At 61.4% G+C, this 18701-nt stretch carries 19 protein-coding genes and 1 pseudogene; 7 read left to right on the plus strand and 13 right to left on the minus strand.

Annotated features, from left to right (window positions below; translation table 11 throughout):
- Positions 1-28: 28 nt before the first annotated feature.
- Positions 29-1246 carry an MFS transporter gene (locus tag LGM20_RS10790; RefSeq protein ID WP_044523662.1) on the minus strand — a complete coding sequence of 406 codons (1218 nt, stop codon included), beginning with the start codon at positions 1244-1246 and terminating at the stop codon, positions 29-31.
- Between the two features lie 253 nt (positions 1247-1499).
- Positions 1500-1961, minus strand: coding sequence for a winged helix-turn-helix transcriptional regulator (locus tag LGM20_RS10795; RefSeq protein ID WP_044523661.1), 462 nt, complete (start codon positions 1959-1961; stop codon positions 1500-1502).
- Positions 1962-2021: 60 nt separating this feature from the next.
- On the opposite strand from LGM20_RS10795, the gene LGM20_RS10800 reads away from it, so the two are divergent.
- From LGM20_RS10800 to chrA, 4 genes and pseudogenes are all read left to right on the plus strand, one after another.
- Positions 2022-2258, plus strand: coding sequence for a tautomerase family protein (locus LGM20_RS10800; protein ID WP_004202976.1), 237 nt, complete (start codon positions 2022-2024; stop codon positions 2256-2258).
- A 198-nt stretch (positions 2259-2456) separates the two neighbouring features.
- Positions 2457-3650: an MFS transporter gene (locus LGM20_RS10805; RefSeq protein ID WP_224222695.1), complete on the plus strand. Its 1194-nt coding sequence runs from the start codon at positions 2457-2459 to the stop codon at positions 3648-3650.
- Between the two features lie 175 nt (positions 3651-3825).
- Positions 3826-4119, plus strand: a pseudogene (locus LGM20_RS26535) (chromate resistance protein ChrB domain-containing protein); the annotation flags it as partial.
- A complete protein-coding gene (gene chrA, locus LGM20_RS10810; RefSeq protein ID WP_044523657.1) occupies positions 4088-5455 on the plus strand; it encodes a chromate efflux transporter in 1368 nt (455 codons plus the stop codon). The pseudogene LGM20_RS26535 and the gene chrA, both read left to right, overlap by 32 nt.
- A gap of 89 nt (positions 5456-5544) precedes the next feature.
- Here the strand turns inward: chrA and LGM20_RS10815 are convergent, their stop codons facing one another.
- The 11 genes from LGM20_RS10815 to LGM20_RS10865 form a co-directional block, all read right to left on the minus strand.
- Complete coding sequence (locus tag LGM20_RS10815) at positions 5545-5844, minus strand: hypothetical protein (RefSeq protein ID WP_044523654.1); 300 nt, start codon at positions 5842-5844, stop codon at positions 5545-5547.
- A gap of 41 nt (positions 5845-5885) precedes the next feature.
- Positions 5886-6317: a hypothetical protein gene (locus tag LGM20_RS10820; RefSeq protein WP_044523652.1), complete on the minus strand. Its 432-nt coding sequence runs from the start codon at positions 6315-6317 to the stop codon at positions 5886-5888.
- A gap of 1 nt (position 6318) precedes the next feature.
- Complete coding sequence (locus tag LGM20_RS10825; RefSeq protein ID WP_044523691.1) at positions 6319-6795, minus strand: hypothetical protein; 477 nt, start codon at positions 6793-6795, stop codon at positions 6319-6321.
- Between the two features lie 386 nt (positions 6796-7181).
- Positions 7182-8603: an FAD-binding oxidoreductase gene (locus LGM20_RS10830; RefSeq protein ID WP_044523650.1), complete on the minus strand. Its 1422-nt coding sequence runs from the start codon at positions 8601-8603 to the stop codon at positions 7182-7184.
- A gap of 26 nt (positions 8604-8629) precedes the next feature.
- On the minus strand, positions 8630-9445 hold the full coding sequence (locus LGM20_RS10835) for an ABC transporter permease (protein WP_023289996.1): 816 nt from the start codon (positions 9443-9445) through the stop codon (positions 8630-8632).
- 1 nt (position 9446) lies between these two features.
- Positions 9447-10277 (minus strand): ABC transporter ATP-binding protein, encoded by an 831-nt coding sequence (locus tag LGM20_RS10840; protein WP_023289995.1) that lies wholly within the window; start codon positions 10275-10277, stop codon positions 9447-9449.
- Positions 10274-11257 (minus strand): ABC transporter substrate-binding protein, encoded by a 984-nt coding sequence (locus tag LGM20_RS10845; RefSeq protein WP_044523648.1) that lies wholly within the window; start codon positions 11255-11257, stop codon positions 10274-10276. Before LGM20_RS10845 ends, LGM20_RS10840 begins: the two co-directional genes overlap by 4 nt.
- Positions 11257-12138 carry a creatininase family protein gene (locus LGM20_RS10850; RefSeq protein ID WP_032453162.1) on the minus strand — a complete coding sequence of 294 codons (882 nt, stop codon included), beginning with the start codon at positions 12136-12138 and terminating at the stop codon, positions 11257-11259. Before LGM20_RS10850 ends, LGM20_RS10845 begins: the two co-directional genes overlap by 1 nt.
- A complete protein-coding gene (locus tag LGM20_RS10855) occupies positions 12135-12614 on the minus strand; it encodes a RidA family protein (protein WP_044523644.1) in 480 nt (159 codons plus the stop codon). Before LGM20_RS10855 ends, LGM20_RS10850 begins: the two co-directional genes overlap by 4 nt.
- Positions 12604-13887, minus strand: a complete 1284-nt coding sequence (locus tag LGM20_RS10860; protein WP_044523642.1) for an amidohydrolase family protein — start codon at positions 13885-13887, stop codon at positions 12604-12606. Before LGM20_RS10860 ends, LGM20_RS10855 begins: the two co-directional genes overlap by 11 nt.
- 11 nt (positions 13888-13898) lie before the next feature.
- Positions 13899-14867 carry a PDR/VanB family oxidoreductase gene (locus LGM20_RS10865; protein WP_044523641.1) on the minus strand — a complete coding sequence of 323 codons (969 nt, stop codon included), beginning with the start codon at positions 14865-14867 and terminating at the stop codon, positions 13899-13901.
- Positions 14868-15072: 205 nt separating this feature from the next.
- Between LGM20_RS10865 and LGM20_RS10870 the strand changes: the two genes are divergently transcribed.
- From LGM20_RS10870 to LGM20_RS10880, 3 genes are all read left to right on the plus strand, one after another.
- Complete coding sequence (locus tag LGM20_RS10870; RefSeq protein WP_004202952.1) at positions 15073-15972, plus strand: LysR family transcriptional regulator; 900 nt, start codon at positions 15073-15075, stop codon at positions 15970-15972.
- Positions 15973-16267: 295 nt separating this feature from the next.
- The gene (locus LGM20_RS10875; protein ID WP_023289990.1) at positions 16268-17257 is read left to right on the plus strand and encodes an ABC transporter substrate-binding protein; all 990 of its coding nucleotides are present in this window, start codon (positions 16268-16270) and stop codon (positions 17255-17257) included.
- Positions 17258-17268: 11 nt separating this feature from the next.
- A complete protein-coding gene (locus LGM20_RS10880) occupies positions 17269-18687 on the plus strand; it encodes an amidohydrolase family protein (protein ID WP_044523638.1) in 1419 nt (472 codons plus the stop codon).
- Positions 18688-18701 lie beyond the last annotated feature (14 nt).

Raw genomic sequence — 18701 nt, forward strand, 5'->3', positions numbered from 1 at the left:
CTGTTGTCCGCCTGACGATATCCTCTCTTTACTGGCCGCTTTCGCCGACCGGCGGCGACGCGGAGGCGGCGAGCAGCGGTGCGCTGCGCCACCACACCATCAGCGCGACCAGCGCGATAACGCTCAGCACCCCGAAGGCGGTGGCAAAGGAGTAGCGTCCGGCGATAGCGCCGGTTAACGCCGGACTCATTGCCGCCCCGGCCCCCTGCATCAGCATCACCACGCTCTGTCCGGCGTTGACGTGCCCGCTGCCGCGCAGCAGCGAGACGATAAAGCTGGGCACCGCCACCCCCAAAATCCCTGCCGCCAGACCATCAAGAATTTGCACCGGGACCATCATCGCCGGGGCGTCGCTGGAGGCCGCCAGCGCCGCGCGGATGGGCATGATCAGCAGCGCCAGCCGAATGCATCGCCAGTAACCATATTTGTCGATGCTGCCGGCGACCCGAATGGCCACCGGGATCATCACCACCTGCGAAATTATCACCGTGGCGGCGGCAAACAGCCCCGGATTGAGGTGTCCCGGCGCGGCGGCGATCCGCATGCTCAGCATCGGCAACAGCGCGGCGTTGGCGAGATGGAACAGCATCAGGGTCACCCCGGCGATCAGCAGCGGCGTATGGCGGAACAGGATGGCAAACCCAGGCAGAGAGGGCGGGACGGCCGACTCGAGGCCGCGGGCGGCGTCATCGTCGATATCGCTGCCGCGGATCGCCAGCAGGGCGATGAGGGTGAACAGGGTGGTACCGGCCATCAGAATGAAAATACCGCCGATGCCCCAGTACCAGGCGATGGCTCCCGCTATCAGCGCAGTGAAGAAATTCCCCGCGTGGTTGAAGGCTTCGTTTTTGCCCATCTGGGCGCTAAAACCGCGCTGTCGGGTCAGCCCAAGGGTGATCCCGGCGATTAACGGTCCGACAAAGGCCGCGCAGATCCCGCTGGCGACTTGCGAAAGGGCCACCACGCTGGTCTTCTGACTGAACCAGAGCAGCAGGGTGGTCAGGGTTATCACCAGGCAGACCACGGCCAGCAGCACGCGCTTATGCCGCGAGGTGTCGGTGATGAAGCCGGCGGGCAGGGTCGCCAGCAGGCCAGCAACGCCGCCGATGGTCATCAACAGGCCGATATCCTCCGCCTGCCAGTGACGCTGGGTGAGAAAGATCCCCAGAAACGGCCCGAGGCCGTCGCGAACGTCGGCGATAAAGAAGCTGGTCAAACATAAAGCCCGCAGTGAACGAAGCGACATTTTCTACCTTTAGCATGAGCGATCCGCGGATCAGCGGCGGACCAGGGCGGTCATGGCGTGCGCCACGGATAATGGCCGGGATCGGACCCGGCAGAGAGCGTCATCCTTTATCGCACCGTTCGATGAAAGCAAAATGTCCTGCTGTCTTCGGGTAACGTGGCAATGCAACATACCTGCTCGTCACGGCTTCCGCCAGAGGTCTACGAAAGTTCTGTAACGGGGCAACCGCGCCGCAGCCTGCGCCGCGGGGCTATCAGCGTTCGTCTGCTTTAACGATCTGCAGCGCGGCGGGATTCGCCACGCTGCCGCTGGCGGTGACGAACCCCGGATGGACGGCCTCGCCGCTGACGCTGTCCACCAGCACAATATGCGGCGCGCTATGCAACACCTGCTGGTGGCCCCATTCCATCAGGGCGAACAGCACCAGCGCCAGGCTACGGCTTTTATCGGTGAGAACATATTCATAGCGCTCGCGAGCCCCCGCTTCCCGGTAGGGGACTTTGCGGAGCAATCCCATTTCGGTCATCGTTTTCAACCGGGTGGTGAGTGTCTGGCGGGTGATATGGGTATGCGTCTGCATCGTTTCAAAGCGCGTCACACCGTAAAACGCCTCGCGGAGGATCAGCAGCACCCAGCGGTCGCCGAGCATTTTGGCTCCTTCGGCCAGGCCGCACAGCTCCGGATCGAGGTAGGGCAGTGATTTATTTTTTGACATCGCGAGATTGACCTTCTACTCTGAGTTTGAATTTTAGACTTAGCTGCTAAGGAGCATAGCGTGCCATTTGTTAACGTGCAAACCATTAAAGGGATCATGACCGCGGAACAGAAAAGTGAGCTGCTGCGGCGGATGACCGATCTGCTGGTGGAGATTGAGGGGCAGGGCGATCCGCAGTTCCGCCAGTCGGTGTGGATCCGCATTGATGAACATGACCCGGAACAGTGGAGCCTGGGGGGCGTTCAGCCGACGGCCGCGATGATTGCGGCTAAATTCGCCGCGGCGCGGCGCGACTGATCCCCTGAATAAACCGGGCTGTGAAGCCCGGCCCGGCGATCTGGCGCAGAAGAGGAGTCAGATCGCCGGGTAATATTGCTATTCGCTATGGTGCAAAAGCGTATTTTGCGGCTAAGGTAACGGTCAGGGAACCCAACAAACAGGGCGCGATGCCAGACGGCCAGCCTGGCGCCACTCTCACACCGGTGAAAACAACGGATGTCTACAGAACAGATGCTGCCGCTGGCGGCGCAGAACAAAAATATCATCCGCCTGGCCGTCGCTCAGGCGCTGGCCGGCGCCAACTCGGTGGTGTTCTACGCCACCGGCGCTATCGTCGGCAATACCCTCGCCCCCAGCCCGTCGCTGGCCACGCTGCCGATCACCCTGTTTGTGCTGGGGATGGCGGCCTCGATTTTGCCTTTCGGCGCGCTGGCGCGAAAGCGGGGCCGCAAAGCCGCGTTTATGGCCGGTACCGGCGCCGGGGTGGTCACCGGTCTGGCGGCCGCTCTGGCGGTGGTGCAGGGCTCTTTTCTGCTGTTTTGCTTCGCCGCGATGCTCGGCGGCGCCTATGCCGCGGTGGCGCTCAGTTTTCGCTTTGCCGCCACCGACGGCGTCGCTCCGGAACGTCGCGCCCGCGCGCTGTCGCTGGTGATGGGCGGCGGCGTGGCCGCCGGGATCATTGGCCCGATGCTGGTCACCGGCACCATGCTCCTCTGGCCGACCCATACCTTCGCCTTCACCTTTCTCGCTCAGGCGCTGGTGGCGGCGCTCGCCGCCATTCTGCTGGCAGGCGTGACGTCGGCAGAGCCCGCGGCGGCCAGCGTGCGCGGAGGGCGGCCGCTGCGCGAGATAATCCGCCAGCCGGGCTTCGCCACCACGGTGTTCAGCGGGGCGGTGGCCTATATGGTGATGAATTTTCTGATGACCGCCGCGCCGCTCTCCATGCATATGCACGGTCTTTCCCAGCAGGCCGCCAACCTCGGGATCCAGTGGCATGTGATGGCGATGTACGGCCCGGGATTTGTCACCGGCCGGTTGATCCAGCGCTTCGGCGCCGTGCGCATGGCGGCGGCGGGATTGCTGATCACCGGCGCGTCGGTGGCGGTCGGTCTCAGCGGCGTCGGGGTATATCATTACTGGCTGTCGCTGATTTTGCTCGGCATCGGCTGGAACTTTGGCTTCACCGGCGCCTCGGCGAAAATCATCGATTTCCACCGCCCGGAAGAGAAGACCCAGGTGCAGTCGCTCAACGATTTTCTGGTCTTCGGCGTGATGATCGTGGGTTCGTTTTCGTCCGGCGTTCTGCTCAACGCCTTCGGCTGGAACGCGGTGCTGTGGGGCTCCCTGGTGCCGGTGGGGCTGGCGCTGTTCACCCTGCCGCTGCGCCCCTTATCGCCACCCCGCGCTTAGCGCCAGGTCTGCCGCTGCGCGGGCCGTCTTTTTGCGCTTTTCGCAAATGCGTTGCCGAACTTTATCAAAGCCAGCGCGTGGGAAAACGTCACATACGCGACATGCTGTAGTAATGTCTACTGCATGAGAATGCATCTCCTGACCCTCAACCTGACGATGTCTCAAGCCGCTGAACCCTGAAGAGCACGTCGGCACGCGGGTGACCTTCGACGTTCTGGCCCGACGCTGTGCTCTGGAGGCCGCGATCCCCGATACCCGATACCCTGGGGCGGTTGATCCACTTCCTGGACGTCGGTGGGGTACCGACCCCGGAGGCGGGGTATAAAGCGTTCTTGCAGGGCTGCGGGAAACCATTACGGACGATGACCAACTGCTGGCGGCAGCCTGCTCGCTGTTCGACGGCCTACTGAGATCCTGTGAAATGAGGTCTGGCAATCATGAGCAAAACGGTGGTTCTTCCGCAGAGTGACAGTCCTACCGTCGTCGCCTCCGTCTCCTTCTGGCAGGCATTTCGCTTCTGGCTGAAGCTCGGCTTTATCAGCTTCGGCGGGCCTGCCGGGCAGATCGCCATGATGCACCAGGAGCTGGTGGATAACCGCCGCTGGATCTCGGAAGGACGATTCCTGCACGCGCTCAATTTTTGTATGGTCCTGCCCGGCCCGGAGGCGCAGCAGCTGGCGACCTATATCGGCTGGCTGATGCATAAAACCTGGGGAGGCGTCATCGCCGGGGTGCTGTTTATTTTGCCCTCGCTGGCGTTACTCATCGCGCTGGCGTGGATCTACCTCGTCTGGGGAGATGTCGCGGTGGTGGCGGGCATTTTTTATGGCATCAAACCCGCCGTGGCGGCGATCGTTCTGCAGGCGGCGCACCGCATCGGCTCGCGGGCGCTGAAAAATGGCGCCTACTGGGCCATCGCCGCCGCTGCCTTTGTCGCTATTTTTGCGCTGAACGTTCCTTTTCCGCTGATCGTCCTGACCGCGGCGATCGTCGGGTTTATCGGCGGACGGATGGCGCCGGCGACATTCGGCAAAGCCGACGCCCACCGTGCGCAGAGTCATCCCGGCGGGGCCGCCATCATTGATGACGCGACGCCGATCCCGGCCCATGCCATTTTCAGCTGGCGGCGTACCGCCCAGGTGCTGATCGCCGGGATGCTGCTGTGGCTAGTGCCGATGGCCGCTCTGACGCTAATGCTGGGCTGGGCGCATCCGCTGACCCAGATGAGCGGGTTCTTTACCAAAGCCGCACTGATGACCTTTGGCGGGGCGTATGCCGTCCTGCCTTACGTTTACCAGGGGGCGGTAACCCACTATGGCTGGCTGACCGCAGGGCAGATGATGGACGGCCTCGCCCTTGGGGAATCCACCCCCGGGCCGTTGATCATGGTGGTGACCTTTGTCGGGTTTGTCGGCGGCTACACCAAAGCGGTATTGGGCGTCGATGATGTGCTGCTGGGGGGCATTGCGGCGGCGTGCCTGGTGACATGGTTTACCTTTTTGCCCTCGTTTATCTTTATTCTCGCCGGCGGGCCGTTTATTGAAACCACGCATAATAAAGTGGGATTTACCGCGCCGTTGACTGCTATCACCGCCGCGGTGGTGGGCGTTATCCTGAATCTGGCGCTGTTTTTTATCTGGCATAGCGTCTGGGGACCGTCCGGTTTCGACCCATGGTCTGCGGCCATTGCCCTCGCCGCCGCCGGGCTGCTGTTTCGCTATAAGTGGAAGCTGACCTGGGTACTGGCCGCCGCCGCCGCGGTGGGCCTTATCGTCCATATGGCGGGACTGTCCGGCGCAGGATAAGGTCGGCGTCGGGCTGAGAGAAATGTCGCCAGATGCGGTAGCGGGGAAGAGGCCAGTGCCTGTGCAGGCCCTGGCCGGATGGGGAGCACTTATTTATCTACGGGAGGCTCCACCGCGAGATGCAATTGACAATATTGTTCAACTCCTTCTTTAAGCATCTTAATAATCATTAGCAGCATGGGTAAGTACGGAACGAACTTAACAAGCAGTGAGCCTGTAGATCCGTCAAGCAGCGTCAGCGCGGCATCCACTTTCTTTTTCCATGTTTTGTTATATTCCACGCAAAAATTCTTTACATCGGCTGGCTGCGTTGAACGGGCAATCTGTTCGAGTTCTTCGATGGCGTTGAGTGCCGCTTTTATTTTCTCAATATCAGTTTGTTGTGTCATGTTAGCCTCGTAGTAACAGGAGAAAGAGGATTAACTCATTTTTACTTCCAGGTTTGTGGCTTAAAGAAAAGCCACGGTAAGGTGTAATCGTACAGCGCTTTCACCGGCACTACGGATAAGTGGAAATGCTTATCGTGCGGGCTGGCGCCATGGTAATCGCGCCATACCCATGGCTGGACAGAAGCGCTAATAATATGTTTGTTCCAGATAATGTATTTAATTCGTTTGTCTTTGCTGTCGACCAGTGCATTGACAATCGCCTGAGCATCACACCCCTGAGCGGGAGCGTGCGTAATATCGATAGCCGTAACCACGCCAATATTTCCATCCAACACCTGCGGGTTATGATCCGAGTTTGTGTGGGCATGATGTTCATCACCAATGGTGCCATCGCTGGCCTTATTGCGGTGCGGAGCATATTGATTAATCTGATCTCTGAGTATCAGCAGACTCTTTGCGACACGCCATACCATGTTATTTACCCTCCGGATTGAAACAGGGGTTTGAGCTGACCGGTTCTGCGCCAGGAACCATGTCCTGATAAACCGGAGATAGGGGGAGAGGATCGACTACTGTATCCGCTTTCACGCTGTTGACTTGTTGCTTCTTAAGGTTCTTCACTTGCAAAAGATAATTAAGGATAGCGTTCCAGAACGCAGACCCTCCGCTCGCCATCAAGCCAATACATAATGTCATCAGATCCGGGTGTTTAAAGGCCGAAAAACTGCCGGCGACGAAGGGTTGCGTCAAAAACGCCGTCACAATTCCGGCCCCCACCGCTAATAGCTGCAGGGCAGATTTGCGTTTTCCTTCTATGACTGGATCCTGCTTTTCCAGATTAAGCCAGGGAAAATACCCTTTAATAATCTCTACCACTCTTTCCGAGGCGATACTAATGGCGATCAGCATCGTAATGATGTTTTCAAGTTGCGAAGAAATGGCATCGCTCATATCACCCTCACTATTTCTGTGTTGAATAAAAATAAATGACAACGTTTTTAACAAGTGTTTACTGCACAGGAATAATTCCTGGCGGGTAAGTTTCACGGTCATTTTTTATTGTTCAGGTAGGCAAGGGGCAAGTGATAATTTAATGATCGCGAATAATAAACTATTTGCCAGTACCTGCCAGAAATGACAATTTAACTCGAGAGCAATATTGAACCGTGAATTTAACCCGCGATAATAAATTTATCGTCGCTTTTTTGATGAGTATAACGGAGGAAACAGAGACGCCACTCATTCATATGAATGAGTGGCGTAAAAAAACTCGCCGTGCGGGTAGGGGGAAGAGAGACGGGCCCGCTCCGCATTTGCCCGCACGCGGAGCGGAGCGATCAGGTCGAGGGAGTTTCGCGGGTGGCCCGCGCCAGCGGGTTGCTGTCCAGTTCCAGCTGGTCGCGCAGCGCCCAGCCGCGCAGCTTGCCGGGGTTAAGCAATCCCGCGGGGTCGAGAGATTGTTTCACCGCCACCACGTCAGGGCGAATCACCCCTTGTTTGCCGTCCTCAACCTGCAGCACGTGGGGGTTGTTAATTTTGACGTCGTTATCGCGAAATATCTGCATGATCGCGTTGAGACGTTCGGGCGTGGTATAGCGCACCAGCTGCAGACCGCTGGCGGTGAGGTTGCCTTCGATATCGCGCAGAAATTCAATATGAGACATCACCTCCCCGGCGAAATGCTGTTCCATCTGTAAAATTTGCTGCGGATAGCGCTGCGGATCAAACGCGGTCTGCAGATAGGTCAGCGTATTGTCCACCTTGAGCGCATGCAGGGTGGTGTGGTTCCAGCAGTATTCCATTAACGAGCCATTGCGCGCTCGGGCATCATCGCTGGCCTGGCGGATGGCGGTGGCCCCGCGATGGCGCTGTAACAGGCTGGCGCACACGCCTTCGCTCTCTTCGGCGATCAGGCTGATAACCGCATGCTGCCCGGCGCGGTAACGATCGTTGAGGTGGCTAAAATAGTCAGCGATCGGGGTGGCCAGCAGCGCGACCTGGCGCTTCACCAGCCCCGGCGAGCGGACGCAGGCGTTGGCATAGTTCAGGGCATCGGCGAAATCGTCAAACACGTCCAGGCGTTCTATCCACTGGTGCACGGGAGCCAGCGCCAGCTCAACCTCAAGAATGATGCCGTTGGTGCCGTAGGCATGATGCAGCAGCAGCGCTTCGGGTGCCGGGACGGTCAGTACGCGAGGGACCGGCTCGACGGTCATCACTTTGACGCTGAGCACATTGCCGGGCGCCGCCAGCGGCCCATAGTTGATGGATCCGATGCCGCCGAACCCGCCGCCGTAAAGGCCGCCCAGGCTCGCCAGTCGATAGGTCGACGGCATACAGCGCAGCTCCCAGCCCGTCGGGCGGGCGGCGGTTTCGATGTCCGCCAGGCGAATGCCGGCCTGGGCCCTCACCGTGCCGTTGCCGAGGGCGACGATCTGGTTGAGCCCGGTCATATCCACCAGCATCCCTCCTTCGAGAGGGACCAGCTGTCCATAGTTGCCGGTGGCGCTGCCGCGCAAGGTCAGCGGCAGCTGATGCTGCGCGCAGGCGGCGACCAGCTGGCGCAGCTCCTCTTCATCGCGTGGGCGAACCACCGCGTCCGCCTGTTTTCCCGCCAGCTGCTCGGCGAGTACCGGACTGAACCAGTGAAAATCGCGGGAAAGCCGTTTGAGTTTCGCCGGCTGCAGGGTCCACTCCAGCGCCGGGAGTGCCTGCTGGATCGCCGCGACCGCTTGTTGACGCTGTTCATCAGTCATCATTCTTTTTCCTGTTCGTCAGCAAAACATTAATGAGATTGCACGGCTTCGCTTTCATGCCAGGCGCTGAGCGCCCGGCGCGAGACCCAGGACATCACGCCGAACAGCGCGATCCCGGCGAGAGAGATCAGCAGCAGCGCGGCAAACATCAGCGGGATATCCAGCTGGTAGCCGGCCTGCAGGATCTGATAGGCCAGCCCGGTATTGGTCCCGCCAGTGCCGGCGACAAACTCCGCCACCACCGCGCCAATCAGCGACAGCCCGCTGGAAATACGCAGCGCGCCGAAGAAATAGGGCAGCGCCGAGGGGATACGCAGCCGCACCAGGGTCTGCCAGCGGCTGGCGTGATTGAGGCGGAAATAGCTCAGCAGGCCGGGGGAGACGCTGCGCAGTCCCTGGGTGGTATTGGAGATGATGGGGAAGACCGCCATCAGGGTGGCGCACACCACCAGCGAGAGGGTGGCGTCCTTCACCCAGATGATGATCAGCGGGGCGATGGCGACGATCGGCGTCACCTGCAAAAACACGATGTAGGGAAACAGGGCGGTCTCCACAAAGCGGTTCTGCACCAGGATAAACGCCACGGCGGCGCCGATGACAATCGACAGCAGAAACGAGATCAGGGTGATCTTGAGGGTGAACAGTAGCGCCAGCAGCAGCGGCGTGAGATGCGTCCACAGGCTGTCCAGCATCACCAGCGGCGACGGCACCAGAAAGGCCGGGATGCGGAAATAGCTTACCGCGCCCTGCCAGAGGAGCACCACCGCCACCGCGACGAGGGTCGGATAGAGAATTTTGAGAAAACGCGGATGCTGGATCCACGGCGTTGAGGTTGTGGTCTTCATATTATGGCTCCATACCGGACTGGCTGGCCTGCAACAGACTGTCCTGCAGCTGACGGGCATACAGGGAAAATGCCGGACTGACGCGGAACGCCTCGCTGCGCGGGAACGGCTCCCGGATGGCGATATCTTCCACCACCCGTCCGGGACGGGCCGCCATCATGATCACCCGCTGCGAGAGAAACACCGCTTCGTGGATCGAGTGGGTGACGAAGACCACCGTCAGATTCTGCTCCTGCCACAGGCGCAGCAGATCGCTGTCGAGCTTGTTCCGCGTAATTTCATCCAGCGCGCCGAAGGGCTCATCCATCAGCAGCAGCTTTGGCCGGGTGACCAGGCCGCGGGCGATGGAGACGCGCATTTGCATGCCGCCGGAGAGTTCGCGCGGCAGGACGTCGGCGAACTTGCCGAGCCCCACCAGCTCAAGGACTTCACTCACCCGAGTATTGCCCTCCGCCCGCGGCACGCCGGCCAGATCCAGCGGCAGCCTGACGTTATTGCGCACGCTGCTCCAGGGCATCAGGGTGGCCTCCTGGAAGACGAACGAGAGCGGATGCTGCGCTTTTTCCCGGCTGTCGCGCCGCCACAGCATCAGCTTGCCGTCGCTGGGCTCCACCAGGCCGGCGACCATCTTCAGCAGGGTGCTCTTCCCGCAGCCGGACGGGCCGAGCAGGGTAATGAACTCCCCCTGGTTGATGGTCAGATTGACGGGCAGCAGCGCCCGGGTGCCGTTGCTATAGATCTTCTCCGCCGACAGCACCTCGATGGCCGGCGTGGCGGAGGCGGGTATAAAGCGGGTGTCGCTCATCACGGTCAGTTTCGGGGCGGTATTCATGGCATCACTCCGGCGTCTTTGACCATCTCCAGGGTGTAAGTCTGCTCAAACGGCACCTTGCTGGCGTCGATCAGGTTGTTTTTCACCAGCATGTCCCAGGTTTTCTTCAGCCGTGGCTCGGTGATGATGCCGATGCCGCCGGTCATGGCGTCGCCGCCGGTCACCAGCTGGTACTGCTTCATCTGGGCAATGCCAAAAGCGATCTGCTCGGCGCTCATTTGCGGGTTCGCTTTGCCGATCAGGCTGTTGCCGGGGCCAGGATCCTGCAGGTAGCTTTTCCACCCTTCCATGGAGGCTTTGACGAAGGCCGCCACCGCCGCCGGACGTTTGCGGATGGTGTCCGCCATACAGATAATCGAGTTGCCGTAGGGCGGGTAGCCCCAGTCGCTGAGCGGATAGACATAGAACGGCTGCCCGCCTTTGGCGACGGAGAACGGCTCGGAGGTCACGTACCCCTGCTGCACCAGATTTTTATCGGCGAGGAACGGCTGAACGTTAAAGGTATAGGGGCGCACTTTGCTGCCAGCCAGACCCAGCTCGCTCTTCGCCCACGGCCAGAAGGAGGTATAGGCCTCGGTGGCGAGCAGGAAGGTTTTGTCTTTAAGCTCCGCCGGGTTGCTCACTTTGTCATGAGTGATAAACACCGTCGGCGAGTGCTGGAACACGGTGGCGACGGTTACCGCATGCACCCCGGCCTGCCAGGTCTCCAGCGCCTGGCCGTTGTCGCCAAGGGTGCAGTCCGCCTGACCGGCCGCCATCAGCTGCATGACGTTGATCTGCGGGCCGCCCATTTTAATTTCGACATCAAGTCCGGCGTGCTTATACAGCCCGGTGGCCTGGGCCTGGTAAAAACCGCCATGCTCCGCCTGGGCATACCAGTTGGTGAGAAACGTGAACTTCTCCGCCGCGACGCAGGAGGCTGAGGCCGCGAGGGCGGCCACGGTCAGCAGGGTAAAAACTGGCGTTGGTCTGGTATTCATCAGGGCTCCTTGGATTCAGCAGCGAAAGAGGGTGGGAGGGACTGCACAAAGCCGTGCCAGTGCTGTTTGCCCCAGGTCGGTTCGCGACGTTCGACCCAGGCCATGCGGTGGATCTCGATGATTGCCTGCGCCCAGCTGGCGGCGAGGGAGTCGAGAAGCCCTTCGCCTTGCTCCCGCGTCGCCGGGGTTGGGTCGCCAATCACCCCGCTGGGGCCAAAGTCATAGGACGCCCACGCCGCCGCCGGACGGCCTTTCGACAGGGTCGGGCAGGGGAATTCCGGCGGGAAGTTGGCGACCGCCCGCTCCATATGAACGCACTCCGGCGCCAGCGCCAGCATCAGCGCCGTTTCGCTATGCCCGGCGTGCATTGCCATCCGCTGTTCATGCGGGCTGAGGAACTGTTTTTCGCAGTTGGGCACGTTGAACACGTCGTGCGGGATGGCGATGAAATCCCCGTGGCGCAGGCGCATTTCCCGGCAGGCGATCTGCAGGATTTGCGGCTGGCCGCCGTGGCCGTTGATCATCAGCAGCTTGCGAAAACCGGCCCGATAGAGGGATTCGGCGATCTCCAGCAGGGTATGCAGCAGGGTATCGCCGCTGAGGGTCAGGGTGCCGGGAAAATGCAGATGCTCCTCTGACTTACCGTAGACGATCGGCGGGATGGCGTAGGCCGGGATCGCCGCCGGCAGCCGGGCGAGGGCATGGCCCGCCACGCCGGAGGAGATCACGCTGTCCACCGAGCAGGGCAGATGGGGGCCGTGCTGTTCGATCGCTCCGGTGGGGAGGACGATAACCGTATTGCTTTTATCCGGCAGGGCGGCCACGTCCGTCCAGCTCAGAAAAGGGAGAAAGCGCGCTGCAGGAATGTAACCGTTAATCATCGCGGTGCCTCGGAGTGAATTGGCTGGGGTAACCAGACGGTTGCTTCGACTTCAATCAATACCGTGGCGTCGGGCAGCATTTCGCTGACCTGCACCACGGTGGATACGGGCGGCTGGTCGGGATAAAACAGCTTCCTGACCCGGCTGTAATAGGGAAAATGGTCAAGGTTGCGAAAGTACTGCACCAGCTTGATAACGTCGCCCATCTGCCCTCCCGCGGACGCCACGGTGCGGCGGATGCTTTCCAGAACGTACCAGCTCTGGGCGAGGATCGGCCCCTGCTTCGCATCGGTTGAAAATTCCCCGGTCGCCCCCAGCAGCTCCCGCACCGGCTCAGGCACATCCTGAAAGCCGTTGACGATGGTGCCGGTCAGGGGATTGACCGGAATAATGCCGGAGAGAAAAATAAAATCGCCGGCTCTGCGCCAGGCGGCATACCGCGCCAGCGGCGCCCCCGCGCCTGCTTCAAGACTCATGTGCCATCTCCTCCTGCCACACTCGCCGGTGGGTTAACCTGCCGTGGTTAACCACCAGACGGGCGGCGCTGTTTAAAGGCCAGGTAAAACGGTCGCTACCCGGGAAAATCACCACGCTGGCCGCCGCCCCGACGGCAAAAGGGGCCGCGTCTGCCGGCGAACCGGTTAGCGCCGCGCGATCGCAGATCAGCCGAGACTGCCGGTCGAACGGGTCGCTGAGCTGGGCGCTGAACAGGCCGCAGGCCAGGGTGTCCAGCGGGTCGTAGCTTCCCGCCGGACAAAAAGCGTCCTGCACGTTGTCGCACCCAAGCAGGGTGGCCACGCCGGCGGCCTGCGCCTCGTGCAGCAGGGTGATCCCCCGCTGGCGCGGCGTGCGGCCGAACGTCGCATCCTGCAGCAGCAGGTTGGTCATCGGCAGGGCGATAAGGGTGACGCCGTGCGCCGCCAGCTGGCGCAGGATCAGCGCCGCCTGCGCGTCGCTGCCGGCGGCCAGCGCGCAGCCGTGGCTGCAGCAGATATGCCCGGGGAATGGGTGGCGGGAGAGATGTTCCGCCAGCCAGGTCAGCCCCTGAGACACCTCGCTGAGCTCCTCATCGATATGCAAATCCAGATCCAGTTCCCAGCGGGCCGCGCTGCGCAGCAGGTTTGCCATGGCCGCGGCGTCCCAGTTGGAGGAGTGAATGAAGCCCCCCAGCAGGCAGCGCTCCCCGCTGTTGGCGACCGTCCGGGCAATGGCCTCGGCGTCCGCCGGATCGCGAAACAGGGGCAGCGGGACCAGCGCCACCCGTTCCAGGGTGATGCCGCCGGTATCGAGACGGGCGATCTCCTGCCAGGCGTCCGGCGCGTCGGCGGTAAACCAGTCGATATGGCTGCGTAAATGGGTCACGCCATTTGCTGCCGCCCGGGCCAGCGCGGCGGACGCCCGACGTTGAATATCCGCCCTGGTCCAGTGTCGGCGATCCTCGTGCATGGCGTGGATCGCCGCCAGCAGCCCGGCCTGCGCTGGACGGCAGCGTTCAAGGGTAAAGGTTTTGTCCAGATGGGCATGGGGTTCCACCAGGCCGGGGAGCGTCAGGGCCCCCGCCAGGTCCCACAGGCCGGGAGCCGGCTCAACGGAGGGCGTCACGGCGGCGATCCGTCCATCGCGAAAGGCTAGGTCCGCCAGCCGGGGTTCATCGTTGGCCTGCGTCGGCCAGCCGTCGGGCAGCGCCCAGGCCGGAAGTCGGGCGCGGCTGATGCCGGCGAGCGGCGCGCAAGAGGAGGAGAACGTCATCGTCAGTCTCCTCACAGATCCAAAACCAGACCCGGCGATTTCGCCCGCGAACAGCAGAGCGTGATCTGGTCGTTGCCGGCTTTCTCTTCCGCCGTCAGCACGCTGTCCCGGTGTTCGGGGAGCCCGTCGAGAACCCCGGTAATACACGATCCGCACATTCCCTGTTCGCAGGAGAGCATCACCTCCACCCCGGCATGCTGTAATACCTGAGCAATGGTTTGATCCGCGGCGACCAGCAGACGCTGCCCGCTGGAGGCCAGCTCAATATAAAATGCGTTGTTCGCCGCGATATTATTTTCCGCCGCGGGAGTAAAGCGCTCGAATACGAATTGCGACGGCGACCAGCGATATTCCTCCATGACTGACCGCAGTCGCTGAATAAAGCCCTCCGGGCCGCAGGCCACCACTGCGGTATCAGGGTGGGGCGTGGTTAAGCATTCGGGGATCCGCTGGCGAAACGACGCGCCTTCCTCGCTGCAGTGGATCGCCACCGTGCCGCTCGCGGCCAGCTGGGCCAGGCGCGATGTGAAGGCCGTCTGGCGCGAGCTGGCGACATAATAATGCAGCTCCAGCGCCCCTTTTCTGGCGGCAATCGCTTCGGCCATCGCCAGCAAAGGCGTGATGCCGATGCCGCCGGCAAACAGCAGGTAGCGCCCGGCCTCCGGCAGGGGAAAATGGTTGCGCGGCGACGAAATGGAGAGCCGATCGCCGTGTTTGAGCTGCTGGTGCAAGTAGCGTGAGCCGCCGGTGGACGCGTCCGTCAGCCGGACGCAAACTTCATAATGATTAGCGCGGTCAGGCATGCCGCACAGGGAATATTGCCGCGGGCCAACGCCGGGAATAATAATATCGATATGCGCCCCGGCGGAGTAGGCCGGTAATATTTCCCCGGCCGCCGCCTGCAATATTAAAGATAGATTTCCCTCGCCGTTGGGGCGTATTTCCCCCACCGAGACCGAAATAAGATCGTGGCTGTGCATTACCGTTTTCTCTCCCTCAATCCGCTGTCTGCAGGGCGGCCAGGGGCAGCGAAGGGATACCCGCTCCTTCGCGGTGACTGTCCGGCGTGCAAAAATGGATGAAACGATCGTTTCTCCGCTATGAATGCTACGGTATTGTGATAAAACTGTTGCGTCCAGAGCTTTGATTCGCACAACCCGTTGCAAAAAAGAGAGCACCCAAACGATGTTTGCCTTCTCCCGATTTCTGCTCTATTTCACCGAAGTGGCCCGTCAGGGGTCGTTTCGTAAAGCGTCAGAGGCGCTGCATGTGTCTGCGTCTTCTATTGACCGTCAGATTTTGCGCGTGGAACAGGAGCTGGCGATGCCGCTCTTCGAGCGCCATCCCACCGGGCTGCGGCTGACCGCCGCCGGGGAGCTGCTGCTGCACGCGGCCAATAACTGGAAAAAGGACTTTACCCGGGTCTGCGAGCAGCTGGATGACCTGCGCGGACTGCGGCGGGGGCATGTGCGCATCGCCACTATCGATGCCATTAACCGGCATTTCTTTTCGACGATGCTCAAAGAGGTGCACAAACATTATCCCAACATCTCTTTTACATTGACCACCATCAACAATATCCACATCCAGCAGGCGCTGATCTCCGGCGAGGCGGATTTCGGCATCATGCTTAATCCGCAGACCTCCCGCGAACTGCAGGTGCGGGCGTTTGCCGAAATGAATATGGGGATCGTAGTGCCGACCGGCCATCCGCTGGCCAGCCGCAGCGCTGTGCGTTTTAGCCAGTGCATCGACTATCCGTTTATCCTGCCATCCGCCCCGTTGATGATCAGTGAACCGGTGGAGGCGCTGGTGAACATCAGCGGCAACGAGGTGAAGGAGGTGGCGGTATCGAATAACATCCACATGATCCGCACCCTGATCAAAGAGCAGATGGGCATCGGCATCCTGTGCCGGCTGGATATTCTCGATGAGATCGAGTCCGGCCAGCTGGCGTTTGTGCCGCTAACCGATCCGCAGCTTAAGCCTTTCACCCTGGCGCTGTGCGTCTCGCCCGCCCGCCAGCTTTCCCTTGCCGCCTCGATGATGCTGAACCAGCTGGAGATGCTCTTCAGCCAGCTGTGAGAGACCGGACAGGCACTAAAATCATTCATTAGCGCACCGAAACGGTGCATTTAATGAGTGCATGAATCAAAGGTTGCATGCCCAAGGGCGGCGGCGCAGGCGATTTTTCGCGGCCGCTCGCGGGCCATCAAATCTGGCATTGTTTTTGTATAGCTGAGTGTGAGTAGAAGCGGTCAGTACGGGTTATCCATACGGGACATTGCTCAGTCACCATGTCGCGGTTCAATGTTGACCGGGATGGGAGGCTGAGCCACATTCGCTCGCTCCCCCTCCCGGCGTAAAGAGGAGAGGGATAATGAAAACAGGCGCACGCCTTCCCCGGGGCTTACGCTGGCTGGGCCTGATGGCCCTCGGCGGTGTCTCGCTGGCCGTTCAGGCCGAGGAAAAAATCGTTCTGCTGACCTCCTGGTACGCTCAGGCGGAGCAGGGGGGTTATTATCAGGCTCAGGCCACTGGGCTGTACAAAAAATATGGTCTCGACGTTGAGATCCGCTCCGGCGGACCGCAGGTCAACGGCATGCAGTTGCTGTTGTCGAAGCGGGCCGATGTGATCATCGGTTACGATCTGCAGCTGCTGGAAGGCATTCAGCGCGGCTTCCAGGCGAAAGCCATTGCCGCGCCCTTTCAGTACGATCCCCAGGGGCTGCTGACCCACGCCGATGTCACCTCCCTGCAGGGGCTGAAAGACAAAACCATTCTGGTCTCCAGCTCCGGTCAGGCGACATGGTGGCCGTGGCTGAAGGCGCAATACCAGCTGAGCGACGCTCAGGTTCGCCCCTATACCTTCAATATTCAACCCTTTGTCGTCGACGACGCTGTCGCCCAGCAGGCCTATGTCAGCTCCGAGGTGTTCCAGGTGCAGAAGGCCGGGGTGAAGGCGAACTTCTTCCTCTTTTCTGAGCATGGTTACCCTCCCTATGGCGGCATTCTCATCGCCCGCCCGGACACCATCGCTGAGCGTAAAGCGGCGATGGCGAAGTTTGTCCGCGCCTCAATGGAGGGTTGGGTGAGCTATCTCAAGGATCCGGCGCCGGGAAATGCGTTGATTAAGCAGGACAACCCGAAAATGACCGACGATCTGCTCGCCTGGGGCGTGACCCAGATCCGTGAGCATCATCTGATCGACGGCGGGGATGCCGCCAGCCAGGGCTGGGGGACGATGACCGACGCCCGCTGGCAAAAGACGCGCGATTTTATGGTCAGCGCCGGTCTGCTGGCGGCGGCCACCGACTGGAAACAGGCCTATACCACCGACTTTGTCCAGACCATGCAGGTAAAACCCTGAGGAGCGACGCCATGTCATTCATCATTAAAAATGCCCATGCCATCCTCAGCGGTCTGTCCGGAGAGGCGGCGCGGCTGGCCGGGCCGGATATTCGCATCCGCGACGGCAAGATTGCGGCCATCGGCAGCCTGACGCCGCTGCCGGAAGAGCGACTGATCGACGCCCGCGACTGCGTAATCTATCCGGCATGGGTGAATACGCACCATCATCTTTTTCAGTCGCTGCTGAAGGGCGAGCCGCAGGGGCTGAACCAGAGCCTGACGGCCTGGCTGAGCGCCACGCCGTACCGCTTTCGCGCGGCTTTCGATGAACATACTTTTCGTCTGGCGGTGCGCATTGGTCTGGTGGAGCTCCTGCGCTCGGGCTGCGCCAGCGTGGCGGATCACAACTACCTGTACTGGCCGGATATGCCTTTCGATACGTCGGAGATTCTCTTCAGCGAAGGGGAAGCGCTGGGGATGCGCATCGTTCTGTGCCGGGGTGGGGCGACCCAGGGTCGGGCGGTGGAGCAGGATCTGCCGGTGGCGCTGCGTCCGGAAACCTTCGACGGCTATATGGCGGATATTGAACGGCTGGTCAGCCGCTATCACGACCCGCGGCCCGACTCGCTGCGCCGGGTGGTGATGGCGCCCACTACCGTCCTGCACTCCGCGCCGGGCGCCCAGCTGCGGGAGATGGCGAAGCTGGCCCGCCAGCTGGGGATCCGGCTGCACAGCCATTTATCGGAAACCGTCGATTATCTTGACGCCGCGCGGCAGAAATTCGCCATGACGCCGGTGCAGTTCTGCGCGGAGCACGACTGGCTGGGAAATGACGTGTGGTTTGCCCATCTGGTGAAGCTTCTGCCGGAGGAGATTGCCCTGCTGGGCCGCACCGGTACCGGCATTGCTCATTGTCCGCAAAGCAATGGCCGGCTGGGCAGCGGCATCGCCGATCTGCTGGCGCTGGAGCAGGCCGGGGTCCCGGTCTCGCTGGGGGTGGACGGCGCTGCCTCCAATGAAGCGGCGGATATGCAAAGCGAAGCCCATGCCGCATGGCTGCTGCAGCGCGCGCGCAAAGGGATGCTGGCGCAGCCGCGCTACGCCGGGGGCACCTTCGAGGGTGGGGCCGATGCGGCCACGGTGGAGGATGTGGTGCGCTGGGGCAGCGCCGGCGGGGCGCAGATCCTTGGCTTAGCGCAGAGCGGCACCCTGCAGGTCGGGATGCAGGCGGACCTCGCCATTTACCGGCTGGACGATCCGCGCTACTTCGGCCTGCATGATATGGCGATTGGCCCGGTGGCCTGCGGCGGCCGCGCCGCGCTGAAGGCGCTGCTGCTGAATGGCCGGCCCATCGTGGAAGATGACGCCATTCCCGGTCTCGACCTTGAAGCGATGCGGCACGACGCGCTGGCGGCAGTCCGTACCCTCCAACAGCGCGCCGCTGTTTAACTGATCACAGGATA

It is taken from the genome of Klebsiella quasipneumoniae subsp. quasipneumoniae (assembly GCF_020525925.1).
In the GTDB taxonomy this organism is placed as follows: Bacteria; Pseudomonadota; Gammaproteobacteria; order Enterobacterales; family Enterobacteriaceae; genus Klebsiella; species Klebsiella quasipneumoniae.